Raw genomic sequence first — 26,638 nt, forward strand, 5'->3', positions numbered from 1 at the left:
TTGCACGCATGGCTATCTACGCGCTCGGGGACCGCGAACCCGACATCCATCCGGACGCCTACGTCCATCCCGACGCCGTGGTGATCGGGAATGTGACCCTGGCGGCAGGCACCTCGGTGTGGCCGCAGGCCGTGCTCCGCGCCGACTACGGCACCATCACCGTCGGCGCCGACACGAACATCCAGGACGGCACCGTGATCCATTGCACGATGATCGATCCCACCGTCATCGGCTCGGGGTGCGTCGTCGGTCACGCGGCGCACATCGAGGGATCCACGATCGGCGACCACTGCCTGATCGCCTCCGGATCGATCGTTCTCAACGGTTCGGTCATCGGTGCCGGTTCGGTCGTCGGAGCCGGCGCCGTCGTTCCGTTCAAGTTCGAGGTTCCGCCGCGGAGCATGGCGCTCGGCGTCCCCGCGAAGATCCGGCAGGGCTACGAGGTTCCCGAGGGGCACCTCGAGATGAACGTGAAGATGTACGCCGCGAACGCGGCCTACTACCGCGACTCGCTGCGCAGGCTCGACTGATGGCGGCGCCGCTGGCGGACCTCGTCGAGGCCGGATGGGCAGACGCACTCGAACCGGTGTCCGGACGGATCACGGAGATGGGCGAGTTCCTGCGCGCGGAAATCGCCGACGGGCGTGACTACCTTCCCGCCGGAGAGAACGTCCTGAGAGCGTTCACCCACCCATTCTCCGAGGTCAAGGTCCTGATCGTGGGTCAGGACCCGTATCCCACACCCGGTCACGCGGTCGGTCTCAGCTTCTCGGTGGCTCCGGATGTGCGCCCCGTGCCACGCAGCCTCGGCAACATCTTCACCGAATACAGCAAGGACCTCGGCTACGAGACGCCCACCACCGGGGACCTCACCCCGTGGTCACGTCAGGGAGTGCTTCTGCTGAACAGGGTCCTCACCGTGCAGCCCGGACTCCCGGCGTCGCACCGGAAGAAGGGCTGGGAGGCGGTGACCGAGCAGGCCATTCGCGCTCTCGTGGCGCGCCCCGAAGCCCTCGTCGCAATTCTGTGGGGCCGGGACGCGTCCACGTTGAAACCGATGCTCGGCGACGTGCCGACGATCGAATCGGCGCACCCCTCACCGCTGTCCGCGTCGCGCGGATTCTTCGGTTCGCGGCCGTTCAGCCGCGCGAACGAACTCCTCGACGGCCTGGGCGCCGAACCGGTGAACTGGCAGCTGCCGTAAACGGCGAATTCCCCTACTGCACAGACGAGAAGGCGGCACGTTCCTCTACTGCACAGACGAGAAATCGGCACGCCGTTTCTCGACGAAGGCGTCGACGCCCTCGCGTCCCACCGGGCTGTCGGCCGCGGTGGCGATCGACGCGGCCTCCGCGTCGAGTTGCTCGGCGAGCGAGCGATATCGGGAGGCGCGCACGAGCGTCTTGATCCCCGAGTAGGACGGCGTCGGGCCGGCAGCGAGGGTGCGGGCGAGTCGAAGGGCCTCGTCCTGGACGACGTCGTCGCCGACGAGGCGGCTGAGGATGCCAAGGCGGACGGCCTCGTCGCCGCTGAGAACGGCATCGGTGATCAGGATCTCGCGCGCGCGGGCGTCGCCGACGATGCGCGGGAGGGTCCAGGACATGCCGCCGTCCGGGGTGAAGCCGATGGACGGGTAGGCCGGGCGCAGCTTGGTCCCCGGGCCGCCGATGGCGACGTCCGTGAGGCAGACAAGGCTCATGCCGGCGCCCGCCGCCCACCCGTGAACACCGGCGATCACCGGAACGGTCACGGCGTCGAGCGCACGAACGAATTCGTGGAACACGCGCGCCACCTCGGCGACGTATTCGCTTCGCACCGGCGCGGAGGCGAAGGCGTGGACGTTGCCGCCCGCACAGAAGTTCGGGCCCTCCCCGACGAGAAGGACGCTGCCGATTCGGTCACCGACCGCTTCGAGTGCCCGGGCACCCTGCACCATGCCCTCGCCGTCCAGTGAGGTGCCGTTCTCCGCCGTCGCGATCGTGATGCGCAGGACGCCGTCTTCGAGCTGTACTTTGCTGAGTCCATCGAGAGAAGTCACCGTTGCACCTTACGTTGGGCCCCTGCCGGTGCCCGACGTGCCCCGATGCGCTGCGACGATGCCGAATCGGACGGGTGTGGCGACACAAAAAACTGCGCCCCCGACACCGAAGTGTCGGGGGCGCAGTGACATCGCACGCAGCGTCGGGTCAGCCCCGAGCAACCTTTCCAGCCTTCAGGCAGGAGGTGCAGACGTTGACCTTCCGGGTGTTTCCGGGGGCAACCTCGGCACGAACAGTCTGAATGTTCGGGTTCCAGCGACGGTTGGTACGCCGGTGCGAGTGCGAGACCGACTTACCGAAGCCGGGCCCCTTGGCGCATACGTCGCAGACGGCAGCCATAGTCGCGAACTCCTTCAAGATAGTGAACTGTGAAATTTGCTGGCCTCGTAGAGACAGGGCACAGCAAGCGCGCCCTGTACGAGGCAACCGTGCAAGAGTAGCCGCTCGAGTGCGGATTGGCCAAACCCGGTCCCGAAGGGCTCGGACCGCGGGCCCGATCATCGTCCCCCGACTAGTCTGACGGCACCTTCCCATTCCCTGGCCGGAGAGGACGACAGTGGCCCCTGAGCTCCCGATGGACGGGCGAGTCCTCGAATCGTGGGCGCGGACCGCCGTCGCGGGTCTGGAAAAGCGGTGCGAGGAGATCAACAGCCTCAACGTCTTTCCGATCCCGGACTCCGACACGGGTACCAATCTGCTGTTCACGATGCGTGCGGCGCTGGGTGCGATCGACGAGTACGCGGGCAGCGGCACCAAGGACGTCCGGCAGGTGGCCATCGCCCTGGCTCGGGGCGCGGTCGCCGGCGCGCGCGGGAACTCCGGCGTGATCTTGTCCCAGGTGCTGCGAGGGATTGCGGAAGCAGCCGTCACCCCCGCCGTCGACACAAGGACGGTCCGGACCGGGCTGCTGATGGCCACCAACCTGGTGACGGACGCGGTGAGCTACCTCGTGGAGGGGACCATCGTCACCGTGTTGCGCTGTGCCGCCGACGCCGCGGCGGAGTTTCCGGACGAGGCGCCGATCGCAGTCACGGCCCGCGCAGCCGCGGACGCGGCGGCGTCCGCGCTCACCAGGACGCCGTCGCAACTCGAGGTGCTCGGCACCGCAGGCGTCGTCGATGCGGGAGGACTCGGCCTCGTCGTGATCCTCGACGCTCTCGTCACAGCGGTGACGGGGGCACCGCCCGATCGCGCACCGATCGCGCTCCACGTTCCGCGCCGCACCCCGTCCACGCATCGCGCAGAGCTCGTCCCTGTTTCCGCGCCGCCCGCGTCGCAGCGCCCGCACGCGCATCCGGGACCCGGACCCGAATGCGACGAGGGTTCGGATCAGGACTTCGAGGTGATGTACCTGGTCGCGGAGTCCGACGAGGACCGCATCGCGGAGTTGCGCACCACGCTGAACGCCCTCGGGGACTCGATCGTGATCGTCGGCGACGGCGGCGGAGGCTGGTCGGTCCACGTGCACTGCACGGACGCGGGCGCAGCAGTGGAGGCCGGACTGTCGGCGGGACGCATCCACGGAATCCGGGTCAGCAGCTTCCTCGTGGATGCGCGGGACCAGGGGTTGCTCTTTCCCCCGGTCCGGACCCGGCCGGATCAGGGGGAGCGGGGAATCGTCGCCGTCGTGGCCGGCGACGGCGCCGCCGAACTGTTCGCCAGCGAAGGCGCGACAGTCCTCCGATGCGACGACGCCCCCGTCACCCGGGCCCAGCTCCTCGGCATCATCAGGCAGATGGGACGCACCGAGGTGCTCGTCCTCCCCAACGGTGCGCTGACGGCCCAGGAACTCGTCGCGGTCAGTGCCGCGGCAAGGGACGCCCGGCACGAAGTCCTGCTGCTCGCGACGTCCGCGATGGTGCAGGGACTCGCGTCCCTGGCGGTGCACGACCCCGAGCGTGAGGCGGTGGACGACGCCTTCGCGATGTCGGAGGCCGCCGCAGCGACCCGCTGGGGATCGCTGCGCATCGCCAGGGAACGGGCCCTCACCTATGTGGGCACGTGCGAACCGGGAGACGGCATCGGACTGATGGGTCACGAGGTGATCGTCATCGAACCGGACGCGGTCGCGGCCGGACGGCGACTCGTCGACCTCGTCCTCGGCGCGGGTGGCGAACTGGTGACGCTCCTGATGGGGTCGGAGGCGCCGGACGGGCTGGACACGGAACTGGCCGATCACATCTCGCAGCGGCACCCCGGCGTCGAGGTGATGATCTACCACGGTGGACAACCTGGAGATCTGTTGCAACTCGGGGTGGAATGAGGAATTCGATGGCCACATTGTCCGACCGGCTCGATCATCTGCTGGGAAAGAAGACCGCCGACGCGCTCGAGGAGGCGTTCGACATCCGCACGGTCGAGGACCTGCTGCGGCACTACCCGCACCGGTACGCCTCGCAGGGCCGTGAGCTCGCGGAGAAGGACCCGCCGGAGGGCGAGCACATCACGATCATCGCCCGGGTCACGTCCGCGGCCGTCGTGAAGATGAAGAACCGGCCGGGCAGCATGCTCAAGGTGGTCCTGTCCACCGACACCCAGAACGTGGACGTCACCTTCTTCAGCCCGCAGAAGGTCAAGCACGTGATCAAGCCCGGTGTGCGCGCGATGTTCTCGGGAACGGTCAAGTACTTCCGCCAGAAGTGGAGCCTCACCCACCCGAGCTACCTCATCCTTCCCGAGCCGCGGGCCGGCAGCGAGGACCCCGTCGTGAACGTCGGCCGGATCCGCGGTGCCGGGGATCTCGCGGGAATCGCCCGGGCGTCGCAGGAAGCCGGTGCCGGGGTCGACATGTCCGTGTTCGACCGGGCGCTGATCCCGCTCTATCCGGCCACCCGGGACGTCGAGAGCTGGACGATCATGAAATGTGTCCGCCAGATCCTGGACCAGCTCGATCACGTCGACGACCCCCTGCCGGAGAACATCCGGGCCGAACGCGAGCTGATCGGCCTCGACGAAGCCCTCCGGTCGGTCCACCTGCCCGACACGCGTGAGGACGTGGAGAACGCCCACGACCGTCTCCGGTTCGACGAGGCGACGGCGCTGCAGCTGGTTCTCGCCCGTCGCCGCCACGACAACGCCGAGCGAGTCGCGCCCGAGTGCCTGCCGGTGCCCGGCGGGATTGCCGACGTGTTCGAGAAGATGCTTCCCTTCCAGCTCACCGAGGGTCAGCACACGGTCGCCGACGAGATCTCCGCCGATTTGGCGCAGCCGCACCCGATGAGCAGGCTGCTGCAGGGGGAGGTGGGTTCCGGTAAGACGATCGTGGCCCTGCGCGCCATGCTCCAGGTGGTCGACGCCGGCTACCAGTGCGCCCTGCTCGCCCCGACCGAGGTGCTCGCGACGCAGCACGCCCGGTCGCTGCGGGCGATGCTCGGCTCCCTCGCGACCGCCGGGGAACTCGGGGCGCACGAGAAGGCCACACGGGTGGCGCTGCTGACGGGGTCGATGCCGGTCGCCGCCAAACGCACGGCTCTGAACGAGGCGATCACCGGCGACGCCGGGATCGTCATCGGCACCCACGCCCTCATCCAGGACAACGTCGAGTTCTTCAACCTCGGGATGGTGGTGGTCGACGAGCAGCACCGGTTCGGTGTCGAGCAGCGCGATCGGCTGCGGTCGCGGGCGCGGGAGGGTCTGAGCCCGCACCTGCTGGTGATGACGGCGACGCCGATTCCCCGCACCATCGCGATGACGGTGCTCGGCGATCTGGAGGTGTCGACGCTGCGGCAGCTGCCGAAGGGCAGGTCGCCGATCAAGAGCAGTGTGGTACCCGCGTCCCAGAAGCCGCAGTGGGTCGCGCGCGCGTGGGAACGGATCCGCGAGGACGTGGCCGAGGGGAGGCAGGCGTACGTCGTGTGCTCGCGCATCGGCGACGGCGAGAAGGGCGACGGCGAGGACGCGTTCGACGAGAAGGCACCCGAGACGAAGTCTGCCGTCGAGGTGTACGAGGAGTTGAGTGGCAGCATCATGCCGGACCTGCGGGTGGGTCTGCTGCACGGCCGGCTTCCCGCGGACGAGAAGGACGCGGTGATGCGCGACTTCACGGCCGGCGACATCGACGTCCTGGTGTGCACCACGGTCGTCGAGGTCGGCGTCGACGTCCCGAACGCGACGATCATGGTGATCGTCGACGCGGACCGTTTCGGTGTGAGTCAGCTCCACCAGCTGCGCGGACGCGTCGGCCGTGGCAAACACCAGGGCCTGTGCATTCTCGTCACCGAGATGAATCCGGGCGGTCCCGCCTACGAGCGATTGTCGAACGTGGCGTCGACCAACGACGGTTTCGAACTTGCGCAACTCGACCTCGCCACCCGCCGCGAGGGCGACATTCTCGGTGCGGCGCAGTCGGGAACGACGTCCACGTTGCGGCTGTTGTCGCTGCTCGGCCACGAGGACGTCATCGCTGCGGCGTCCGAGTTCGCGCGTTCGGTCATCGCGGACGATCCGCGCCTCGAAAACCATCCCGGGCTGTCGGCGATGGTGACCTCGGCGCTCGACGCGGACCGCATCGAGTATCTGGAGAAAACGTGAGAACTTACTTCGCTTCACGTAAATCTTCGCTCGTCTGTTTCGGGTCTGTTGCAGAATTCGCACACGTCAGGGGGGTCTTTGTGAAGTTTGTGTAGGATCCTGAAATGTGGGATGCCACTTCTCCGCGGCCGTCCGCGGCGGGGTAGTTTGCTCCAATGTTCTCCAAAGTCCTGGTCGCCAACCGTGGCGAAATTGCGATCCGCGCTTTCCGTGCCGCCTACGAACTAGGTGCTGGAACGGTTGCGGTGTTCCCGTACGAGGATCGGAACTCGATCCACCGTCTGAAGGCTGATGAGAGTTATCAGATCGGCGAGGAGGGACACCCGGTTCGGGCGTACCTCTCCGTCGACGAGATCGTCTCCGCGGCCAAGCAGGCAGGCGCCGACGCCATCTACCCCGGCTACGGCTTCCTTTCCGAGAACCCGGATCTCGCCGCCGCGTGCGCCGAGGCGGGCATCACGTTCGTGGGTCCCTCCGCCGAGGTGCTCGAGCTCACCGGCAACAAGGCGCGTGCGATCGCCGCGGCGAAGGCCGCCGGTCTGCCGGTGCTGGCGTCGTCGGAGCCGTCCGCCGATGTGGACGAGCTGCTGGCCGCGGCCGAGACCATGCAGTTCCCGCTGTTCGTGAAGGCCGTTGCCGGCGGCGGTGGCCGCGGCATGCGCCGCGTCGCCGAGCGGGCTCAGCTCAAGGAGTCCATCGAGGCCGCCGCCCGTGAGGCCGAGTCGGCCTTCGGCGACCCGACGGTATTCCTCGAACAGGCCGTCGTCGACCCGCGTCACATCGAGGTCCAGATCCTGGCCGACGGTCAGGGCAACGTCATCCACCTGTTCGAGCGGGACTGCTCGCTGCAGCGCCGCCACCAGAAGGTGATCGAGCTCGCGCCTGCCCCGAACCTCTCGGAAGAGCTGCGGGCGAAGATCTGCGCGGACGCGGTGGCGTTCGCGAAGGAGATCAACTACTCCTGTGCGGGCACCGTCGAATTCCTCCTCGACACCCGCGGCAACCACGTCTTCATCGAGATGAACCCTCGCATCCAGGTCGAGCACACCGTCACCGAAGAGGTCACGGACGTCGACCTCGTGCAGTCGCAGCTGCGGATCGCGTCGGGGGAGACCCTCGCGGACCTGGGCCTGAGCCAGGACAAGATCACGCTGCGCGGCGCGGCGCTGCAGTGCCGCATCACCACCGAGGACCCCGCCAACGGATTCCGCCCGGACACCGGTCGGATCACCGGCTACCGCACCCCGGGTGGTGCCGGTATCCGCCTCGACGGCGGAACGTCGGTCGGGGCAGAGGTCTCCGCGTACTTCGATTCGATGCTCGTCAAGCTCACCTGCCGCGGCCGCGACTTCGAAACCGCCGTCGCCCGGGCCCGCCGCGCGGTCACCGAGTTCCGCATCCGCGGTGTGTCGACGAACATCCCGTTCCTGCAGGCGGTGCTCGACGACCCCGATTTCAAGGCCGGCCGGGTCACCACGTCCTTCATCGAGGAGCGCCCCCAGCTGCTCACGCTGCGCAGCTCCGCCGACCGTGGCACCAAGATCCTCACCTACCTCGCCGACGTGACGGTCAACAAGCCGCACGGCGAGCGGCCGTCGGCGGTGTACCCGCGCGACAAGCTGCCCCAGATCGACCTGTCCACCCCGCCGCCGGACGGCAGCCGTCAGAAGCTGCTCGCCCTCGGGCCGGAGGGATTCGCCAAGGCGCTGCGGGAGCAGAAGGCCCTCGCCGTCACCGAGACCACGTTCCGTGACGCACACCAGTCACTCCTCGCGACCCGCGTGCGGACCAGCGGTCTGCTCGACGTCGCCGGGCACGTCGCCCGGCTGACCCCCGAGCTGCTGTCCATTGAGGCGTGGGGCGGTGCGACCTACGACGTGGCGCTGCGGTTCCTGCACGAGGACCCCTGGTACCGGCTGGCCGCTCTGCGCGAGGCCGTGCCGAACATCTGTTTGCAGATGCTGCTGCGCGGACGGAACACCGTCGGCTACACCCCGTACCCGGAGAAGGTGACGCGGGCGTTCGTCGAGGAGGCCACCAACAGCGGCATCGACATCTTCCGCATCTTCGACGCCCTCAACAACGTCGACCAGATGCGGCCGGCCATCGACGCCGTCCGCGAGACCGGCACCGCACTCGCCGAGGTCGCCCTGTCCTACACCGGCGACCTGTCGAACCCGAACGAGAAGCTGTACACCCTCGACTACTACCTGCGCCTGGCGGAGGAGATCGTCGAGGCCGGTGCGCACATCATCGCGATCAAGGACATGGCCGGACTGCTCCGCGCCCCCGCCGCCACCACCCTGGTGACGGCGCTACGCAAGAACTTCGACCTGCCCGTGCACGTGCACACCCACGACACCCCGGGTGGTCAGCTCGCGACGTACCTGGCCGCATGGCAGGCAGGCGCGGATGCGGTCGACGGTGCCTCGGCCGCGATGGCGGGCACCACCAGCCAGCCTGCGTTGTCGGCGATCGTGGCCGCGGCCGCGCACTCCGAGCACGACACCGGCCTGGACCTGCAGGCCGTGTGCGACCTCGAGCCGTACTGGGAGGCGCTGCGCAAGGTGTACAAGCCGTTCGAGTCCGGGCTGCCTGCCCCGACCGGACGTGTCTACACGCACGAGATCCCCGGCGGTCAGCTGTCGAACCTGCGCACCCAGGCCGTGGCGCTCGGTCTCGGTGACAAGTTCGAGGAGGTCGAGGCCAAGTACGCGGCCGCCGACCGGATGCTCGGCCGCCTGGTCAAGGTCACCCCGTCGTCGAAGGTGGTCGGCGACCTCGCCCTGCACCTCGTCGGATCCGGAGCGTCCACCGAGGAATTCAAGGAGAACCCGGCGAAGTTCGACATCCCCGATTCGGTGGTCGGGTTCCTGCGCGGCGAACTGGGCACCCCGCCCGGCGGCTGGCCCGAACCGTTCCGCACCCGGGCCCTCGAAGGTCGCGGAGCCGCCAAGCCCGAGGTGGCTCTGTCCGCGGACGACGAGAAGGCACTCTCCGGCACGTCCGCGGAACGACGGGCGACGCTCAACCGGTTGCTGTTCCCCGGCCCGACGAAGGAATTCCTCGAGCACCGGGACAAGTACGGCGACACGTCGCAGCTCTCGGCGAACCAGTTCTTCTACGGCCTGCGCCGCGGCGACGAGCACCGGGTCCGCCTCGCACAGGGTGTCGAGCTGATCATCGGGCTCGAGGCCATCTCCGAACCCGACGAGCGGGGATACCGCACCGTCATGTGCATCCTCAACGGGCAGCTGCGTCCGGTGTCGGTGCGTGACCGGTCCATCTCCAGTGAGCTCCCGGCCGCGGAGAAGGCCGACAAGAACAACCCCGGCCACGTGCCGGCGCCGTTCGCCGGTGTGGTGACCCTCGCCGTGACCGAGGGTCAGCACATCGCCGCCGGCGACACGATCGCGACCATCGAGGCCATGAAGATGGAAGCGGCCATCACCGCCCCGCGAAGTGGCACGGTCTCCCGGCTGGCCATCGGATCGGTCCAGCAGGTGGAGGGCGGCGACCTCCTCGCCGTCGTGTCGACAGGGGAGTCCGCGAGCGAGTGACTCGGATCATCGCGGGACTCGCGGGCGGTCGACGCCTGCGGGTCCCGCCGAGCGGGACCCGCCCCACCTCGGACCGGGTCCGCGAGGCATTGTTCAGCGCACTGCACAGCCGGATGGACCTCGAAGGCGCGTCCGTCCTCGACCTCTACGCGGGGTCGGGGGCGCTCGGCCTGGAGGCGCTCTCCCGGGGTGCGGACCGCGTCGTCCTCGTCGAGTCCGACTCGAAAGCGGCGGGCATCATCAAGCACAACGTGACGACGGTCGGTCTGCCGGGCGCGGAAGTGCGCGGGGCTCCGGTGGCCGCGGTGCTCGCGGGCACCGCCGACCGGCCGTACGACCTGGTGATGGCGGATCCGCCGTACGCCGTCGACGACGAGGCGGTACAGACGGTGCTCGGCCACCTCCGGGTCAACGGCTGGGTCGGCGACGGTTCGATCGTGGTGCTCGAGAGGTCGTCGAGGTCACCCGACACGGCGTGGCCCGAGGGCTTCGCGCCCGTCAAAGCGAAGAAGTACGGCGAGGCGAGAATCGAATTGGCGACCTGCTACGGTCTGGACTCATGACTGGCGCTGTCTGCCCCGGATCCTTCGACCCCGTGACCAATGGCCACCTTGACGTGATCGGCAGAGCTGCCGCGCAGTTCGACGAGGTCATCGTGACGGTCATGGTCAACAAGAGCAAGCGTGGCCTGTTCACCGTCGAGGAGCGCATCGAGATGCTCGAAGACTCGACCAGTGAGCTGCCCAACGTGCGGGTGTCCTCGTGGCACGGCCTGCTCGTGGATTACGCCAAGCAGCAAGGGATCACAGCGATCGTCAAGGGCCTGCGCGGCGCCAACGACTTCGACTACGAGCTGCAGATGGCGCAGATGAACCAGAAGCTCAGTGGCGTCGACACCCTCTTCATCCCGACCAACCCCACCTACAGCTACCTGTCGAGTTCGCTCGTGAAGGAAGTGGCCACGTTCGGCGGCGACGTCTCCGACATGCTGCCCGAGAAGGTGCACGCCCGTCTTCTCGCAAGGATCGCCGAGCGCGCCGCCGAGAGCAGCTGATACCCGACACACCGGCTGCCACGACACACCCGCGGCGTCCGGTCGGGCAGACTTGCACGAAGAAGGCTGCGCCGACCTGCTGAGGGTCATGGATGATTGGGGTTGCTTGTGTACCGGGTATTCGAGGCGCTCGACGAACTTGTCGCAATTGTCGAAGAGGCACGCGGCGTACCGATGACCGCCGGCTGCGTGGTTCCGCGCGGCGACGTCCTCGAACTGCTCGACGACGTGCGCGATGCCATTCCCGGTGAACTCGACGACGCCCAGGACGTCCTGGACCACAAGGACAAACTGGTGGGGGACGCGCGGTCCAACGCGGAGAAGACCATCTCCAGCGCCAACGCCGAGGCGAACTCCACCATCGAGAACGCGCGAGACGACGCCGACCGCATTCTGGCGGACGCGAAGGCGCAGGCCGACCGGATGGTCGCCGAGGCCCGCGCGCACGCCGAGCAATTGGTCACCGACGCGCGCGCCGAGGCCGAGTCGTCCGTCGCGGAAGGCCAGCGCGAATACGACGCACTGACGGGTCGTGCGCGGTCCGAAGCCGATCGGATGATCGAGTCGGGCAAGGCGTCCTACGAGAGGTCCGTCGCGGAGGGCACGGCCGAGCAGGCGCGCCTCGTCTCGCAGACGGAGGTCGTCCAGGCGGCGCACGCCGAGTCGGCCCGGGTGATCGACTCCGCGCACGCCGAATCGGATCGTCTCCGCTCGGACTGCGATCTGTACGTCGACACGAAGCTCGCGGAATTCGAGGACTTCCTGAACGGCACCGTCCGGTCCGTGGGCCGGGGACGTCAGCAGTTGCGGACCGGTTCAGGTGTCCCCGATTACGCCTCGGACTACGACGTCGACGACCGCCGGGCCGAGCGTCGCCGCTGAGCCACCGCCCGGCCGGCGCCCTCGACCGAATTTGGCTCCACCGCGCAGATTGCGTATCGTGGAGTGGTTGCCCTTTGTCGTTTCCCTTTTCTCGAAAGTGAAGTTTGTTGTCATCCCATCGCCACAGCTCATCGCGTTCCCGACGGGACGCGGACTTCGTGCTGGACACGGTCAAACTCGGCCGTCGTCCCGGTTCGATGCGCACCGTGGAACGGGTGGTGACGGCGCCACAGCGCATCGGTCTCGACCTGATCGCCATCGAGGAAGGATCGGAGATCGATCTCGATCTCCGGTTGCAGGCCGTATCCGAGGGGGTTCTGGTCACCGGTTCGTTGCGAGCCGACACCGTGGGGGAGTGCTCGAGATGTCTCGAGCCGTTCTCGGACACGGTGGACCTGACTCTCACGGAGCTGTTCGCTTACCCGGACAGTGCCACGGAAGAGACCACGGAGGAGGGGGAGGTCTATCACGTCGTCGACGACGAGATCGACCTCGAACCCGTCGTGATCGACGCCGTCGGCCTCGCACTGCCGTTGCAGCCGCTCTGCAGTGACGACTGCCAAGGATTGTGCCCAGAATGTGGCGTTCGCCTGGCGATTGCCGAATCTGGCCATGGGCATGACATACTTGATCCTCGCTGGGCTGGTCTTGCAGCCAAATTTGGCGTGGAATCAGAACCCAGCAAGAATCTTGTGAACACCGAAGCCGAGGAGAAGTAGAAGTGGCTGTCCCCAAGCGCAGAATGTCGCGATCCAACACGAGGTCGCGTCGCAGCCAGTGGAAGACCACTGTGCCTACCCTCGTCACCTGCCCCAACCGTGGCTGCGGCGAGAAGACGCTGCCCCACGTCGCGTGCCCGTCGTGTGGCACATACAAGGGCCGCCAGGTCACTGCCGCCGTCTAGTTCTCCGCGGAGAGGCGTTGTGACGAGCGACATCAGTAATACACCCGCCGGCGGCGAGGAGGATCATGCTTCCCTCCTCGCCGCCCTCGGCGTAGAAATCGAGCCTGCACTGCTCACCCTGGCGTTGACGCACCGCTCGTATGCGTACGAGAACGGTGGTCTGCCCACGAACGAGCGTCTCGAATTCCTCGGTGACTCCGTGCTCGGAGTCACCGTCACCGAGAAGCTGTACCTTGCGCATCCGGACAAGTCCGAGGGCGACCTCGCGAAGATCCGGGCGAGCATCGTCAACATGCACGCGCTCGCGGAGGTGGCCCGCACACTCGGTGAGGGCGGCCTCGGTGCCCATCTTCTGCTCGGTAAGGGCGAGGAGATGACCGGTGGCCGTGACAAGCCGAGCATCCTGGCGGACGGCATGGAGTCGATTCTCGGCGCCATCCACCTCGAGCACGGCATCGACACGGCGCGACGCGTCGTACTCGACCTCTTCAGCGACCTTCTCCAGCGAGCCCCTCGCCTCGGCGCGGGTCTGGACTGGAAGACGAGTCTGCAGGAGTTGACGGCGGAGCGTGGCGTCGGTGTCCCGGCGTACGAGATCACCGCGACCGGCCCGGACCACGACAAGGAATTCACCGCCACCGTGATCGTCGGCGGCAAGCCCCTCGGCGTCGGTATCGGCCGCTCCAAGAAAGAGGCCGAGCAGAAGGCTGCGAGCACGGCGTGGAATGCGTTGTCCGACGCAGGCCCCGACGTAGCGGCCGACGACGTCAGTGCCTGAACTACCCGAAGTCGAGGTGGTCCGGCGCGGACTCGAACGCCACATCGTGGGGGCGTCGATCGATTCCGTCGACATCCTGCACCCACGTGCGATCAGGCGTCATCTGCCCGGCGCCGCCGACCTCGCCGGACAGCTCACCGGCGAACGTATCGCGAGCGCCGACCGTCGTGGAAAGTATCTGTGGCTGGTCCTCGAACCCAGCACGGTCGCTCTCGTGGTGCATCTCGGCATGAGTGGTCAAATGCTCGTGCAGCCACCGGAATTGCCGACCGAGAAGCATTTGCGGATCCGGGCCCGGCTCGATTCCGGTCTCGACCTCCGGTTCGTCGACCAGCGGACGTTCGGGGGCTGGGCGCTGGCGCCGCTCGTCGACGTCGACGGCTCGCTCGTGCCGGACTCGGTGGCGCACATCGCCCGTGACCCACTGGATCCGCGTTTCGACCTCGCAGCCACCGTCAAGGTCGTGCGCGGCAAGCACACCGAGATCAAACGTGCGCTTCTGGACCAGACCGTCGTCTCCGGCATCGGCAACATCTATGCGGACGAGGCGCTGTGGCGCGCACAGATCCACGGAAATCGGCTCACCGACAGGCTGAGTGGTCCCAAGGTCCGTGAAGTGCTCACGGCCGCCCAGGAGGTCATGCGTGAGGCACTCACCCAGGGCGGCACGTCCTTCGACGCGCTCTACGTGAACGTCAACGGCGAGTCGGGCTATTTCGACCGTTCGCTGTCCGCCTACGGTCAGGAGGATCGCCCGTGCCCGCGGTGCGGCACCGCGATCAGGCGAGAGAAATTCATGAACCGCTCGTCGTTCAGTTGCCCGAAGTGCCAGCCGGCACCACGGAGAAGCCCGGCGAAATCGTCTGTGTGAGTTCGGCGGTCGCGGGCTCCTCGGAGAGCTGACCGTCGGTGTCGTGGCGCGGTGTCGCCTTGGCGTCGAAGTAGTCGCCGCCCTTGCGTTTCACGTCGTCGGTGCCCCACTCGCGGTGGCGGGGGACCGGTGCCATTCTCGGAATGTGCTTGCGACAGTGGATGTATGCCTCCTCGACGTCCACGACCACCCAGCGTTCCGGGATCCGGCCGTTCGTGTGGTCCGCAGGCAGATCTGCGATCTCGGAGCGCAGGACCGGGTCTTCGACGATCCGGGCCGAGCCGTTCACGTGCAGTCCGATGAGGTCCTGCACGAAGTCCACGAGAATGATTCCGACGTGCGGGTTTTCCCGGATGTTGCCGAGGCTCGCCATGACGCCGTTGCCGCGGTACTCCGGATACGCGAGGGTCTTCGAGTCGATGACGTGCATGAATCCCGGTGTCCCGGCGCGCAGACTGTTGTCGCATTCGCCGGACGCGTCGGCGGTGGCGATGAAGGCGATCTCCTGGCGGCCGACGAACTCGATCATCGTCGGATTGAGATGGTCCAGCATCTGATCCGAGTAGAACTTGGCGGCACGATCCTCGGTGCCGTACTCGGACTGAAGCCCGCGCTCTCCCGCACTACCGATCTGGCCCATCTGCATTCCCCGCTACGTCTCGGCGTCATTGGTCGGTTCACCCTACGGCCCACCGGTTCCCTCTGCTGAGAATCCTCGTTCACAATTGTGTGGAAACCACTGCCGCCCACCCACCTACCTGGCGTTGCGTCGATCGATGGCAGGATTGACCCATGGCAGAACAGACTTCCGACACGACGGCGCCCACCTCACTGTGGGTCGAGCGGACGGGCACCCGGCGATACACGGGCCGCAGCTCGCGCGGCGCCGAGGTCCTGATCGGCTCCGAGGGCGTGGAGGGCGTGTTCACCCCCGGGGAACTCCTGAAGATCGCACTCGCCGCGTGCAGTGGAATGAGCTCGGACTTCCCGCTGTCGCGGCGACTGGGCGACAACTACGACGCCACCATCCGGGTGTCCGGTGCCGCCGACCGGGAGAAGGAGGTGTACCCGCAGCTGGACGAGGTGCTGGAGCTGGACCTCAGCGAGCTCGACGCCGACGCGCAGGAGCGTCTGGTGGCGCTCGTGGAACGGTCGGTCGACAAGGTCTGCACGGTCGGGCGGACGCTGAAGGCCGGGACGAAAGTGACGTTGACCGTCCAGAGGGAAGCATGATGCGTCGTGAGCTGGCCGCACTCGCGGGCGGGACGGCGCTCTGCGCGGGTCTGCTCGTGGTCGCACCCGCGGCCGCCGGGCCCGCGTTCTCGCCCTCCGGCGGTGCGTGCACCCCGTGGTCGGTGTCGGAGGTGACGTCCGGGGCGGGTGTTCTCGAGAACCTGGCCTTCGACGGCGCGGGCACCATGCTGGTGTCGCGGACAGGCCTGGTGGGCGGCGGAGCCCTCGACGGGGTCGCCCCCGACGGCACTGTCACCCCGGTCGTGCCCGAGGTCGAGTCGCCCGGTGGAATCGCCGTGGACGGCGCCGACGCGTACTTCGCCACGGGGAACTCCTTCGCCGCCGGGGTCACCGGCTCGGCGAGCGGCACGGTCGACGTCGTGAACCTCGACACGGGTGACACACGCACCGTGGCCGAGGGACTGGTCATGCCGAACGGGCTGGTCCGGCTGGGCAACGGAGACATCCTCACCACCCGGAATCTGGGCTCCGGGGCGGGACTGACGCGCGTCCCCGCGGCGGATCCCCACACACCGGAGGTCGTCCGCACCGATCTCGGCACCGTCGACGGTCTCTCCGCGCACGACGGCAACGTCTACACGGTGACGACGTTCGACACGACCACCACGCTGCGCATCCTCCGCGAAGACGACCTCGGCGGACCCGTTGTCTCCGTCGCGCTGCCCGGCTCCGGGCCCCTCAACGCGGCCGACGACCTCACCGCCGGACCGGACGGCATCGTCTACGTCGCCTACAACGGCGGCGGCAAGGTGGTGCGGGTCGATCCCACGACGGGGGAGAGCTGCGCCCTGGCGTCCGGACTGCCGCTCGTGTCCTCGGTGCGGTTCGGCGCCGGACCGGGCTGGGATCCTGACGCGCTCTATGCCACCAGCTTCACCGGGAAGATCTACAAGCTCGAACGGTCGTGACGGACATGGAGAGAATGACCGCGTGGGTGCACGGATTCGTGCAGGGTGTGGGATTCCGGTGGTGGACCCGCGCCCGCGCGCTGGAACTCGGCCTCGTCGGATACGCGGCCAACCAGAAGGACGGCCGCGTGCTCGTCATCGCCGAGGGGCCTCGGGACAAGCTGGAAACCCTGCTGACGCTGCTGCGGTCGGGAGACACACCGGGCGCGGTGGATCTCGTCGTGGAGCAATGGGATTCCGCCCGCGGCGACCTCACCGGGTTCGTGGAACGGTGAACCGCAGGTAAAGTTCTCCGTCATGCATCTGAAGAGTCTGACGCTGAAGGGATTCAAATCCTTTGCGTCCGCAACGACTCTGCGATTCGAGCCGGGAATCACCTGTGTCGTAGGGCCCAACGGGTCGGGTAAATCCAACGTCGTCGACGCGCTCACCTGGGTGATGGGCGAGCAGGGGGCGAAGGCACTGCGCGGCGGCAAGATGGAAGACGTCATCTTCGCCGGCACCGCCGGGCGGGCGCCCCTCGGGCGCGCCGAGGTCACGCTGACCATCGACAACTCCGACGGCGCCCTGCCGATCGACTACTCCGAGGTGTCGATCACCCGGCGCATGTTCCGCGACGGCGCCGGAGAATACGAGATCAACGGCAGCTCGTGCCGGCTCATGGACGTGCAGGAACTGCTCAGCGACTCCGGCATCGGCCGGGAGATGCACGTGATCGTCGGTCAGGGCCGCCTCGCCGCCATCCTCGAATCCCGACCGGAGGATCGGCGCGCATTCATCGAGGAAGCAGCCGGCGTTCTCAAGCACCGCAAGCGCAAGGAAAAAGCGGTCCGCAAACTCGACGCCATGCAGGCCAATCTGGCGCGCCTGAACGACCTCACGGCGGAACTGCGGCGCCAGCTCAAACCGCTCGGCAGGCAGGCCGAGGTGGCGCGCCGCGCCCAGACCGTGCAGGCCGACCTCCGCGACGCGAAGCTGCGGCTCGCCGCGGACGACCTGGTCACGCGGCGCGAGGAGCTGGCCAACCAGGCTCAGGACGAGAAGGTCGCGCGTGAGCAGCACGACCAGGTCACCGAGGCGCTCGACGAGGCCAATCTGGAGCTGGGACGGCACGAACAGGAACTGTCGAGGCTCACACCGGGTGCGGAAGCGGCCGCGCAGACGTGGTTCCAGCTGTCGGCACTCGCGGAGCGCGTCAACGCGACCATCCGCATCGCCCGCGAACGGGCGCGCCACCTCGACTCCGAGCCCTCCGCGAACCGCGGTCAGGATCCGGACGAGATGGAGGCCCGCGCCGACCGGATCGCCGCGGAGGAAATGGAGCTCGTCGAAGCCGTCGAGATGGCGCGCGCGGCGCTGGACGCGGCCAAGGAGCAGCTGACACTGGGGGAGGAGACCGCCGCCGAGGCCGAACGCGCTCACATGGCGGCGGTCCGGGCGATCGCCGACCGCCGTGAAGGCCTGGCCCGGTTGTCCGGGCAGGTCGACACGCTGCGCACCCGCGCCGACTCCGTCGACGCCGAAGTGTCCCGGCTGACCGTCGCAATCGAAGAGGCCCGGCAGCGCGGCGACGCGGCACAGTCCGAATTCGAGGTGGTCCAGGACGAGATCGGTGACCTCGACGCCGGCGAGCTCGGACTGGATTCCCACCACGAGCGTGCCGTCGAGGCACTGCGCCTGATCACCGAACGCGTCACGGAACTCCAGGCCGAGGAGCGCGCCGCCGGACAGGAAGTGGCATCCCTGCGTGCCCGGATCGACGCGCTGTCGATGGGCCTCGAACGCAAGGACGGCGCCGGCTGGCTCGTCGAGAATCGGGCGCAGCACGGCATCCGGGGACCGATCGGTGGACTCATCACCGTCGAGAAGGGATACGAGGGTGCTGTCGCCGCGGCCATGGGCCCCGCCGCGGACGCCGTCGTCGCCGAATCCCTCGACGCCGCCCGCGGCGCCGTCGGCGCGCTGAAGGAAACGGACAGCGGACGGGCGTCCCTGTTCATCGGCACCGATCACGTCGCAGGTGACGGCGGGCACCTGGACTCCGGCGCCCGGTGGGCCGTCGACGTCATCGACTGCCCCGCCGAACTGCGGACCGGGCTCGCAGCGCTCCTGGGCGGAGTGGTCGTGGTCGATTCCCTCGACGACGCCGTCGAGACCGTCCGGCGCAGGCCCGACGTGCGCGCCGTCACCCGAGACGGAGATCTCCTCGGAACGGGCTGGATGAGCGGCGGCTCGGACCGTCAGCCGAGCACCCTCGAGGTCCAGGCCGCCATCGACAACTCGGTGCAGGATCTGGCCCGCGCCGAACGTCGCGCCGAGGAACTGTCCGCGGCACTGTCCGGCGCGGTCGCGGAACAGGCCGACCGTCAGGAGAACGCCGAGCAGGCACTGGCCGCGCTGAACGAATCCGACGCCGCGATGTCCGCCATCTACGAGCGCCTCGGCCGCCTCGGCCAGGCCGCGCGGGCCGCGCACGCCGAATCCGATCGGCTCATGGCGCAGCGGGACAAGGCCGAGAGCGGTCGCGAGGACACGCTGACCGCGCTCGCCGAACTCGAGGAACGGCTGCGCCTGGCGGAACAGGACGGGTCGTCCTCCGGCGCCGACACGGGTGGATCCGACACGACGAGCATCGATCGTGAGATGGCGGCCGCGGCGCTGGCCGAAATGCGTGCCGTGGAGGTGGAAGCCCGACTGTCGGTGCGCACGGCCGAGGAGCGTGCCGAATCGGTGCGCGGCAAGGCGGATTCCCTGCGCCGCGCCGCACAGGTGGAACGCGACGCGCGTGCCCGGGCCGAACGTGCGATGAAGGCGCGCCAGAACGCGGCCGCGGTTGCGGCGGCGGTCGCCGAGTCCGGGCAGCGGGTCGCCGAGCACCTCGGTGACGTCGTCGACGCCGCGATGGCGCACCGCGACGAACTCGCGCGGGCCCGCACCGAGCGGACCACCCAACTCGAACAGGTGAAGGAAAGGGTGCGTCAGCTGAGCGGACAGCTGGCGTCGCTCACCGACACCGTGCACCGCGACGAGGTGGCTCGCGCCCAGGCCGCGCTGCGCATCGAGCAACTCGAGGAGGCGATCCTCGAACAGCACGGCATCGGCCTGGACGATCTGATCGCCGAATACGGCCCCGACGTCGCGCTGCCGCCGTCCGCACTCGAGATGGAGGAGTACGAGCAGGCGAAGGAGCGCGGCGAGCAGGTCACGATGCCCGCACCGATTCCGTACGACCGCGCCACACAGGAGCGTCGCGCGAAACGTGCCGAGAAGGACCTGGCGACGCTCGGCAAGGTCAACCCGCTGGCACTCGAGGAGTTCGCCGCGCTCGAGGAGCGCTACAACTTCCTCTCGACACAGCTCGAGGACGTGAAGACCGCCCGCAAGGATCTCCTCGGGGTCGTGGCCGACGTCGATGCCCGTATCCTGCAGGTATTCACCGAGGCCTACTCGGACGTCGAACGCGAATTCGTGCAGGTGTTCGCGAAACTGTTCCCCGGCGGTGAAGGCAGGTTGGTGCTCACCGACCCGTCGGACATGCTGACCACCGGCATCGAGGTGGAGGCCCGGCCGCCCGGCAAGAAGGTCAAACGGCTGTCGTTGCTGTCCGGTGGCGAGAAGTCGCTGACGGCGGTGGCGATGCTCGTGGCGATCTTCCGGGCCAGGCCGTCCCCCTTCTATGTGATGGACGAGGTGGAGGCCGCACTGGACGACACGAACCTGCGTCGTCTGATCGGATTGTTCGAGCAGTTGCGGGAGAAGTCGCAGCTGATCGTCATCACCCACCAGAAGCCGACGATGGAGGTGGCCGACGCGCTCTACGGCGTCAGCATGCGCGGCGACGGCATCACCACCGTCATCTCCCAGCGGCTCCGTGGCCAGGACATGGCGGCCGCGGACGCCTGATTCCGGTCCGAGCCGGGACTGTGCGCGTGGGAAGGCAGTGAGCAACGAAATCCGGAGCCTGAAACAATGGGCGGCGTGACTACCGGAGCTTGGATTGCCATCGCGGCCGCACTGGCCGTACTTCTCGTCGTTCTCGTCGTCGGGTCCCTGCTGTATCGGCGTCGCCGAATCTCCCTGAAGGCGCCGGACACCCCGCAGGTCACCACGGCGGAGAAGGACCGTTCGGGCAGTTACCGCGCGGACGGCGGGTTCAACTTCAGCCAGGGGTCGACGGCGACGGCGCCGCCACGTCCGCCTGCGCCCGAGCCGGTTCTGCCGAAGCCGGTGCCCGAACCCGAGATCGTCGTACCCGAACCCGAGGTCGTCGCACCCCCGGCACCGGAGAAGGCGCCCGAGCCGGAGAAGGCCCCGGAGAAGCCGACGGTCCCGCCGGAGCCGGTCACGTACGAACCGGTCGTCGCACCCGAGGTCGAACCGGAACCCGAGGTCGCGCCCGCGCCCGAACCCGAAGCCGAAGCCGCACCGGCCCCCGCCGCGCCGGTGCTCGACGTCATCGCTCCCACGGAGGGGCGGCTCGACCGTCTGCGTGGGCGGTTGTCCCGTTCCCAGTCCGCCGTGGGCAAGAGCCTGCTCGGACTGCTCGGCGGCGGCGATCTCGACGAGGACTCCTGGGAAGAGGTGGAGGACACGCTCCTCATCGCCGACCTCGGCTCGGCGACCACCACGAAGATCGTCACCTCGCTGCGTGAGCAGATGGCGTCGCGCAGCGTCCGCACCGAGGCCGATGCCCGTGCGCTCCTCCGCGAAGTCCTGGTCGCCGAACTCCGGCCGGAACTCGATCGCTCGATCCGTGCCCTGCCGCACGACGACCACCCGGCGGTCCTGCTGGTCGTCGGTGTGAACGGCACCGGCAAGACGACGACCACCGGCAAGCTCGCGCGTGTTCTCGTGGCCGACGGCAGGCGTGTCCTGCTCGGTGCCGCCGACACGTTCCGTGCTGCCGCCGCGGACCAGCTGCAGACGTGGGCCGAGCGGGTGGGCGCCGAGGTGGTGCGCGGGAAGGAAGCCGCAGATCCGGCGGCCGTTGCGTTCGATGCCGTGGCCAAGGGAATCGACAACGGCGTCGACGTCGTGCTGATCGACACGGCCGGCCGGCTCCACACGAAGACCGGATTGATGGACGAGCTGGGCAAGGTGAAGCGGGTCATCGAGAAGAAGGCGTCGGTGGACGACGTCCTCCTCGTCCTGGACGCGACCATCGGCCAGAACGGCCTCGCGCAGGCGCGGGTGTTCGCCGAGGTCGTCGACATCACCGGTGTGGTGCTCACCAAGCTCGACGGCACCGCCAAAGGCGGCATCGTGTTCCAGGTTCAGCACGAACTCGGGGTTCCCGTGAAGCTCGTCGGACTCGGTGAGGGCGCCGACGATCTGGCGCCGTTCGAGCCGGGTGCCTTCGTCGACGCGTTGCTCGGCTGACGCAGCGATCCGGGTCGTCTCGGGCTCCCGGACCGCTCAGGCGGGCTGAAACCGACCGCAAATCGCCTGGCGAAACCTGCACGCAACAAAATAGGCCGATGCGTTCACGCGCGCGAAACAGTGCAGTGGCACAGCCGAAACACCAACTGAGCACCCTTCTTCTCAGGTCGTCAGCCGCTACCGGCTGGGCAGAGAAGGAGGAGGCTCAAGGTGGATTTCCCCACTATCGGTGCACCGGACACCGGGGACACAGCGTGGATGCTGACCAGCGCCGCGCTCGTGTTGCTCATGACTCCGGGTCTTGCGTTCTTCTACGGCGGCATGGTGCGGGCCAAGAGCGTGCTGAACATGCTCATGATGAGCATCAGCGCGATGGGTGTCGTCGGCATCCTGTGGGTTCTCTACGGCTACTCCATGGCCTTCGGTGAGGACAAGGGAAACCTTGTCGGTGATCCGTTCCAGTACTTCGGGCTCAAAGGACTGATCGGCGGGTCGTACCTCGCCGAGACCGACGATGCCGGTTCGGTGATCGCCGATTCCGCGATCCCGCTCGTCGGCACCATCCCCGCGACGGTCTTCGTCGCGTTCCAGGCCATGTTCGCGATCATCACCGTGGCCCTCATCTCGGGTGCCGTGGCGGATCGCCTGCGCTTCGGTTCCTGGCTGCTGTTCGCCGGCCTCTGGGCGACGGTCGTGTACTTCCCCGTGGCGCACTGGGTCTTCGCCTTCGACGGCGTCACCGCCGAGACCGGTGGCTGGATCGCCAACAAGCTCGCCGCGGTCGACTTCGCGGGTGGTACCGCCGTCCACATCAACGCCGGCGCCGCCGGCCTCGTCCTCGCGATCATCCTCGGCAAGCGCAAGGGATGGCCGGGCACCCCGTTCCGTCCGCACAACCTGCCCTTCGTGATGCTCGGCGCCGGCCTCCTCTGGTTCGGCTGGTTCGGTTTCAACGCCGGTTCGGCCGTCGGTTCCAACGGCATCGCCGGAGCAACCTTCATCACCACCGTCATCGGAACGTGCGCGGCCATGCTCGCCTGGCTCCTGGTCGAGCGGATTCGCGACGGCCACGCCACCACACTCGGTGCGGCGTCCGGAATCGTGGCCGGCCTGGTTGCCATCACGCCTTCCTGTTCCTCGGTGAACGTCCTCGGCGCGCTCGCCATCGGCGTCGTCGCGGGCGCACTCTGCGCGCTCGCGGTCGGACTCAAGTTCCGCTTCGGGTTCGACGACTCGCTCGACGTCGTCGGTGTCCACCTCGTCGGCGGCATCGTCGGAACGCTGATGGTCGGCCTGGTCGCAACGGCTGAGGCGCCCGCGGGTGTTGTCGGACTGTTCTATGGTGGAGGCCTCGACCAACTCTGGCGTCAGGCAGTGGGCGCCGGAGCAGTACTGCTTTACTCGCTCGTCGGTACGGCCGTCGTCGCGTTGATCGTGAAGTTCACGATCGGTCTGCGGCTCAGCGACGAGGGTGAATCACTTGGAGTGGACGAGTCGGAACACGCAGAAACTGGCTACGATTTCGCCGCTCTCGGCGGAAACTCGGCGACTGCTCGTGTATCCGGCAAGGAGGGATGAGGAAATGAAGCTGATCACAGCAATTGTCAAGCCGTTCACTCTGGAGGACGTCAAGACGGGACTCGAGCAGGCGGGCGTCCTGGGCATGACCGTCAGCGAGGTCCAGGGGTACGGCCGGCAGAAGGGCCACACCGAGGTCTACCGAGGTGCCGAGTACTCGGTCGATTTCGTTCCGAAGGTCCGGGTCGAGGTCGTCGTGGACGACGCTGCTGTGGACAAGGTCGTCGAGGTGATCGTCGAAGCGGCACGCACCGGCAAGATCGGTGACGGCAAGGTCTGGGTCTCGCCGGTCGAGTCGGTCATCCGGGTGCGCACCGGGGAACGCGGCGCGGATGCGCTCTGACCCCAACGGGTCCGGTAAGACCGGCCCTGGTCCCGTCGCCAAGGCGACGGAACCAGGGCCGGTTGCGTCAGGCGGATCGGACGAAGCAGCGGACCTGGCCCGCGCACGCAGGCAACTGCTCACCGGCGGCTCCGAGACCGGCCCCGGCGCAAGGAATCCCGCAGGACACGGGCGTCGGCTCGACGCCGCAGCGCTCCGTCACGCGCTCGTCGACCTGCACGAGTTCTGGTTGACCACAAAGGGTGCCGAGCTGGGCATCAAGCCCGACAGCGGTTTCGCACTCGTCGCTGTCGGTGGGCTCGGACGGCGGGAACTTCTGCCGTATTCGGATCTCGACCTCCTCCTGCTTCACGACGACATGGATCCGGCAGTCGTCGCGCAGGTCGCCGACCAACTCTGGTATCCGTTGTGGGACGCGCACATCAAGCTCGACCACAGCGTCCGCACCATCCCTCAGGCACTACAGGTGGCGGACACGGACATCACCGCGGCTCTGGGAATGCTCGAGGCGCGTCATATCGTCGGCGACGTCGAGCTGACCAATCTGCTCATCAGCGGCGTCCGCAGGCAGTGGCGCACCGACATCCGCAACCGTTTCGACGGACTCATCGAGCAGACGCGGTCGCGCTGGGAACGCAGCGGCGAGATCGCCCACCGCGCAGAGCCCGACCTGAAGAGCGGTCGCGGTGGACTGCGGGACGTACAGTTGCTCAACGCGCTGTCCATCGCGCAGCTCACCGACGGCATGCCCGGGCTCGGTCCCGAGTCGCCCGGCGGGGGACTGGCACTCGCACATCGCCGGCTCCTCGACGTCCGCACCGAACTGCACCGGGTCGCGGGCCGCTCCCGCGATCAGCTGCGGGCGCAGGACGCCGACGAGATCGGCGCCGCACTGCGGATCGGCGATCGATTCGACCTCGCGCGCATGCTCAGCGATGCCGCACGCACCATCAGCTATTCCGTCGACGTCGGTGTGCGGACGGCCGGGCACGCCCTGCCGCGGCGCGGTCTGGCGCGGTTGCGCCGACCACCGGTGCGACGGCCCCTCGACGAGGGTGTCGTCGAGCACGCCGGTGAAGTGGTGCTGGCGCGCGACGCCCGGCCGGCGAAGGATCCCGGCCTCGTGCTGCGGGTCGCGTCGGCGTCGGCGACGACGGGGATGCCGATGTCGGCGTCCACTCTGAATCGCCTGGCCGACAACGCTCCCGAGCTGCGCGAGCCGTGGCCGAAGGAGGCGCTGAACGATCTGCTGGTGATGCTGGGCTCGGGTAGCCGTGCCGTCGCGGCGATCGAAGCTCTCGATCGGACCGGCCTGTGGGGCAGGCTTCTTCCCGAGTGGGGTGCCGTCCGGGACCTGCCGCCGCGGGACGCGGTGCACACGTGGACGGTGGACCGTCATCTCGTCGAGACCGCTGCCTATGCCAGCGGGTTCACCACCCGTGTGGCCCGCCCGGACCTGCTGATGCTCGGCGCGTTGCTGCACGACATCGGCAAGGGCCGCGGCGGCGACCACAGCGTGGTCGGCGCGGAACTGGCCACCCAGATCGGTAAGCGCCTCGGATTGTGGCCGTCGGACGTCGCGCTGCTGACGGCGATCGTGCGCCACCACCTGCTGCTGCCGCACACCGCGACCCGGCGCGACCTCGACGATCCCGAGACAGTCGAGCGGGTCGTGGAAGCGATCGGCGGCGACGGCGTCCTGCTGGAGTTGCTGCATGCGCTGGCGGAGGCCGATTCGCTGGCGACGGGTCCCGGTGTGTGGGGCGACTGGAAGTCGTCGCTGATCGGGGAACTCGTGCGCCGCTGCCGTCTGGTCATGGCGGGAGAGGTGCTTCCCGCACCCGATCCGCTCGATCCGGAACACGTGGCTCTGGCCGCGTCGGGTGGCGTGCACGTCGCGCTGGTTCCCGCCGACAGTCCCCACACGTATGTGGTGACGGTCATCGCACCCGATCAGCGGGGTCTGCTGTCGAAGGCGGCGGGCGTGCTCGCGCTGCACTCCCTGCGGGTCTACTCCGCGTCCCTGGGCAGCGCCGAGGGGTCGGCGGTCAACTCGTTCGTCGTGTCCCCGAGATTCGGGGCGCCGCCGCAAGCGGGTCTGCTGCGGCAGGAGCTGATCCGCGCGCTGGCGGGGGAGCTGAACCTGCTGGAGATGCTCACGGCCAAGGAAGAGGAGGCTCGCGAGAGCCAGCGCGTCGCCGCTGTGGAGGAACGGGGCGAAGCCGCGGTTCCGGTGCAGTACGCGCAGGCGCCGCCGCGGGTCATCTGGTTCGACACCGCATCGCCCGGCGAGGTCATCCTCGAGCTGAGGGCCGAGGACCGGCTGGGGCTGCTGTCCCGGCTCGCCGACGCGTTCGACACGTGCGGCGCGGACGTCCGCTGGGCGCGGGTGACCACCCTGGGTTCTTCGGTGATCGACTCGTTCTGCCTCGATCTCGGCGGCGGGGACACCCGGGCGAGCAGGGAACAGGTCGAGAGCGCGATCCTCGGCGTCGTTCCGCTCACGAAGCCGAAGAAGCAGGAGGGCAGCGGGGGAGAATGAACGGCAGGACGTGAGC

General features: G+C 68.3%; 23 protein-coding genes. 20 read left to right on the plus strand and 3 right to left on the minus strand.

Features of this window, described 5'->3' with window-relative positions; translation table 11 throughout:
- The first annotated feature begins 8 nt into the window (after positions 1–8).
- A complete protein-coding gene (locus ACLIVD_RS14545) occupies positions 9–530 on the plus strand; it encodes a gamma carbonic anhydrase family protein (RefSeq protein ID WP_037245490.1) in 522 nt (173 codons plus the stop codon).
- Positions 530–1,204: a uracil-DNA glycosylase gene (locus tag ACLIVD_RS14550; protein WP_317568936.1), complete on the plus strand. Its 675-nt coding sequence runs from the start codon at positions 530–532 to the stop codon at positions 1,202–1,204. The genes ACLIVD_RS14545 and ACLIVD_RS14550 overlap by 1 nt, the downstream gene beginning before the upstream one ends.
- A 45-nt stretch (positions 1,205–1,249) precedes the next feature.
- Here ACLIVD_RS14550 and ACLIVD_RS14555 read toward each other — a convergent pair whose 3' ends face one another.
- The gene (locus ACLIVD_RS14555; protein ID WP_280781735.1) at positions 1,250–2,038 is read right to left on the minus strand and encodes an enoyl-CoA hydratase/isomerase family protein; all 789 of its coding nucleotides are present in this window, start codon (positions 2,036–2,038) and stop codon (positions 1,250–1,252) included.
- A 148-nt stretch (positions 2,039–2,186) separates the two neighbouring features.
- Positions 2,187–2,378 carry a 50S ribosomal protein L28 gene (rpmB, locus tag ACLIVD_RS14560; RefSeq protein ID WP_005240429.1) on the minus strand — a complete coding sequence of 64 codons (192 nt, stop codon included), beginning with the start codon at positions 2,376–2,378 and terminating at the stop codon, positions 2,187–2,189.
- A 235-nt stretch (positions 2,379–2,613) separates the two neighbouring features.
- Here rpmB and ACLIVD_RS14565 point away from each other — a divergent pair, with 235 nt between their 5' ends.
- The 10 genes from ACLIVD_RS14565 (at position 2,614) to mutM (ending at position 14,618) form a co-directional block, all read left to right on the plus strand.
- Positions 2,614–4,302, plus strand: coding sequence for a DAK2 domain-containing protein (locus tag ACLIVD_RS14565; RefSeq protein ID WP_283334845.1), 1,689 nt, complete (start codon positions 2,614–2,616; stop codon positions 4,300–4,302).
- An 8-nt stretch (positions 4,303–4,310) separates the two neighbouring features.
- Positions 4,311–6,569, plus strand: a complete 2,259-nt coding sequence (gene recG / locus ACLIVD_RS14570) for an ATP-dependent DNA helicase RecG (RefSeq protein WP_283334810.1) — start codon at positions 4,311–4,313, stop codon at positions 6,567–6,569.
- A 155-nt stretch (positions 6,570–6,724) separates the two neighbouring features.
- A complete protein-coding gene (locus tag ACLIVD_RS14575; protein ID WP_280781737.1) occupies positions 6,725–10,129 on the plus strand; it encodes a pyruvate carboxylase in 3,405 nt (1,134 codons plus the stop codon).
- On the plus strand, positions 10,126–10,692 hold the full coding sequence (rsmD, locus tag ACLIVD_RS14580) for a 16S rRNA (guanine(966)-N(2))-methyltransferase RsmD (protein WP_491932616.1): 567 nt from the start codon (positions 10,126–10,128) through the stop codon (positions 10,690–10,692). The genes ACLIVD_RS14575 and rsmD overlap by 4 nt, the downstream gene beginning before the upstream one ends.
- Positions 10,689–11,183 (plus strand): pantetheine-phosphate adenylyltransferase, encoded by a 495-nt coding sequence (coaD, locus tag ACLIVD_RS14585; RefSeq protein ID WP_005240440.1) that lies wholly within the window; start codon positions 10,689–10,691, stop codon positions 11,181–11,183. The genes rsmD and coaD overlap by 4 nt, the downstream gene beginning before the upstream one ends.
- A gap of 108 nt (positions 11,184–11,291) precedes the next feature.
- Positions 11,292–12,065, plus strand: a complete 774-nt coding sequence (locus tag ACLIVD_RS14590) for a DivIVA domain-containing protein (RefSeq protein ID WP_105413040.1) — start codon at positions 11,292–11,294, stop codon at positions 12,063–12,065.
- Positions 12,066–12,223: 158 nt separating this feature from the next.
- The gene (locus ACLIVD_RS14595) at positions 12,224–12,784 is read left to right on the plus strand and encodes a YceD family protein (RefSeq protein ID WP_491932617.1); all 561 of its coding nucleotides are present in this window, start codon (positions 12,224–12,226) and stop codon (positions 12,782–12,784) included.
- Between the two features lie 2 nt (positions 12,785–12,786).
- Complete coding sequence (gene rpmF / locus ACLIVD_RS14600; RefSeq protein ID WP_005240446.1) at positions 12,787–12,969, plus strand: 50S ribosomal protein L32; 183 nt, start codon at positions 12,787–12,789, stop codon at positions 12,967–12,969.
- A gap of 19 nt (positions 12,970–12,988) precedes the next feature.
- Positions 12,989–13,747, plus strand: a complete 759-nt coding sequence (gene rnc, locus ACLIVD_RS14605; protein ID WP_491932618.1) for a ribonuclease III — start codon at positions 12,989–12,991, stop codon at positions 13,745–13,747.
- Complete coding sequence (gene mutM / locus ACLIVD_RS14610) at positions 13,740–14,618, plus strand: bifunctional DNA-formamidopyrimidine glycosylase/DNA-(apurinic or apyrimidinic site) lyase (RefSeq protein WP_283334807.1); 879 nt, start codon at positions 13,740–13,742, stop codon at positions 14,616–14,618. The genes rnc and mutM overlap by 8 nt, the downstream gene beginning before the upstream one ends.
- Here mutM and ACLIVD_RS14615 read toward each other — a convergent pair.
- Complete coding sequence (locus ACLIVD_RS14615) at positions 14,560–15,264, minus strand: pyridoxamine 5'-phosphate oxidase family protein (RefSeq protein WP_280781739.1); 705 nt, start codon at positions 15,262–15,264, stop codon at positions 14,560–14,562. The two genes, mutM and ACLIVD_RS14615, sit on opposite strands and share 59 nt — an antisense overlap.
- A gap of 146 nt (positions 15,265–15,410) precedes the next feature.
- Here ACLIVD_RS14615 and ACLIVD_RS14620 point away from each other — a divergent pair, with 146 nt between their 5' ends.
- From ACLIVD_RS14620 to ACLIVD_RS14655, 8 genes are all read left to right on the plus strand, one after another.
- Entirely contained in the window at positions 15,411–15,851 is a 441-nt protein-coding gene (locus ACLIVD_RS14620) for an OsmC family protein (RefSeq protein ID WP_491932619.1), read from the plus strand.
- A complete protein-coding gene (locus ACLIVD_RS14625) occupies positions 15,851–16,780 on the plus strand; it encodes an NHL repeat-containing protein (protein ID WP_491932880.1) in 930 nt (309 codons plus the stop codon). Before ACLIVD_RS14620 ends, ACLIVD_RS14625 begins: the two co-directional genes overlap by 1 nt.
- A gap of 5 nt (positions 16,781–16,785) precedes the next feature.
- Positions 16,786–17,055, plus strand: coding sequence for an acylphosphatase (locus tag ACLIVD_RS14630; RefSeq protein ID WP_011598391.1), 270 nt, complete (start codon positions 16,786–16,788; stop codon positions 17,053–17,055).
- Between the two features lie 22 nt (positions 17,056–17,077).
- Positions 17,078–20,683 carry a chromosome segregation protein SMC gene (gene smc, locus ACLIVD_RS14635; RefSeq protein ID WP_491932620.1) on the plus strand — a complete coding sequence of 1,202 codons (3,606 nt, stop codon included), beginning with the start codon at positions 17,078–17,080 and terminating at the stop codon, positions 20,681–20,683.
- 66 nt (positions 20,684–20,749) lie between these two features.
- On the plus strand, positions 20,750–22,159 hold the full coding sequence (ftsY, locus tag ACLIVD_RS14640; RefSeq protein ID WP_280781741.1) for a signal recognition particle-docking protein FtsY: 1,410 nt from the start codon (positions 20,750–20,752) through the stop codon (positions 22,157–22,159).
- Between the two features lie 258 nt (positions 22,160–22,417).
- A complete protein-coding gene (locus ACLIVD_RS14645) occupies positions 22,418–23,737 on the plus strand; it encodes an ammonium transporter (protein ID WP_371113085.1) in 1,320 nt (439 codons plus the stop codon).
- A 4-nt stretch (positions 23,738–23,741) separates the two neighbouring features.
- Positions 23,742–24,080: a P-II family nitrogen regulator gene (locus ACLIVD_RS14650; RefSeq protein ID WP_005240467.1), complete on the plus strand. Its 339-nt coding sequence runs from the start codon at positions 23,742–23,744 to the stop codon at positions 24,078–24,080.
- Positions 24,070–26,622: a [protein-PII] uridylyltransferase gene (locus ACLIVD_RS14655; protein ID WP_283334804.1), complete on the plus strand. Its 2,553-nt coding sequence runs from the start codon at positions 24,070–24,072 to the stop codon at positions 26,620–26,622. Before ACLIVD_RS14650 ends, ACLIVD_RS14655 begins: the two co-directional genes overlap by 11 nt.
- The last annotated feature ends 16 nt before the right edge of the window (positions 26,623–26,638 follow it).

It is taken from the genome of Rhodococcus sp. G6(2025) (assembly GCF_058628105.1).

Excerpts from the sequence above, each read along its gene's own strand:
- ACLIVD_RS14650 (WP_005240467.1), top strand. The coding sequence starts at position 23,742 with ATGAAGCTGATCACAGCAATTGTCAAGCCGTTCACTCTGGAGGACGTC.
- ACLIVD_RS14625 (WP_491932880.1), top strand. The coding sequence starts at position 15,851 with ATGCGTCGTGAGCTGGCCGCACTCGCGGGCGGGACGGCGCTCTGCGCG.
- ACLIVD_RS14575 (WP_280781737.1), top strand. The coding sequence starts at position 6,725 with ATGTTCTCCAAAGTCCTGGTCGCCAACCGTGGCGAAATTGCGATCCGC.
- coaD (WP_005240440.1), top strand. The coding sequence starts at position 10,689 with ATGACTGGCGCTGTCTGCCCCGGATCCTTCGACCCCGTGACCAATGGC.
- ACLIVD_RS14620 (WP_491932619.1), top strand. The coding sequence starts at position 15,411 with ATGGCAGAACAGACTTCCGACACGACGGCGCCCACCTCACTGTGGGTC.
- ACLIVD_RS14550 (WP_317568936.1), top strand. The coding sequence starts at position 530 with ATGGCGGCGCCGCTGGCGGACCTCGTCGAGGCCGGATGGGCAGACGCA.
- rpmB (WP_005240429.1), bottom strand. The coding sequence starts at position 2,378 with ATGGCTGCCGTCTGCGACGTATGCGCCAAGGGGCCCGGCTTCGGTAAG.
- smc (WP_491932620.1), top strand. The coding sequence starts at position 17,078 with ATGCATCTGAAGAGTCTGACGCTGAAGGGATTCAAATCCTTTGCGTCC.
- ftsY (WP_280781741.1), top strand. The coding sequence starts at position 20,750 with ATGGGCGGCGTGACTACCGGAGCTTGGATTGCCATCGCGGCCGCACTG.
- ACLIVD_RS14645 (WP_371113085.1), top strand. The coding sequence starts at position 22,418 with ATGCTGACCAGCGCCGCGCTCGTGTTGCTCATGACTCCGGGTCTTGCG.
- ACLIVD_RS14630 (WP_011598391.1), top strand. The coding sequence starts at position 16,786 with ATGGAGAGAATGACCGCGTGGGTGCACGGATTCGTGCAGGGTGTGGGA.
- ACLIVD_RS14545 (WP_037245490.1), top strand. The coding sequence starts at position 9 with ATGGCTATCTACGCGCTCGGGGACCGCGAACCCGACATCCATCCGGAC.
- ACLIVD_RS14565 (WP_283334845.1), top strand. The coding sequence starts at position 2,614 with ATGGACGGGCGAGTCCTCGAATCGTGGGCGCGGACCGCCGTCGCGGGT.
- ACLIVD_RS14615 (WP_280781739.1), bottom strand. The coding sequence starts at position 15,264 with ATGCAGATGGGCCAGATCGGTAGTGCGGGAGAGCGCGGGCTTCAGTCC.
- recG (WP_283334810.1), top strand. The coding sequence starts at position 4,311 with ATGGCCACATTGTCCGACCGGCTCGATCATCTGCTGGGAAAGAAGACC.
- ACLIVD_RS14655 (WP_283334804.1), top strand. The coding sequence starts at position 24,070 with ATGCGCTCTGACCCCAACGGGTCCGGTAAGACCGGCCCTGGTCCCGTC.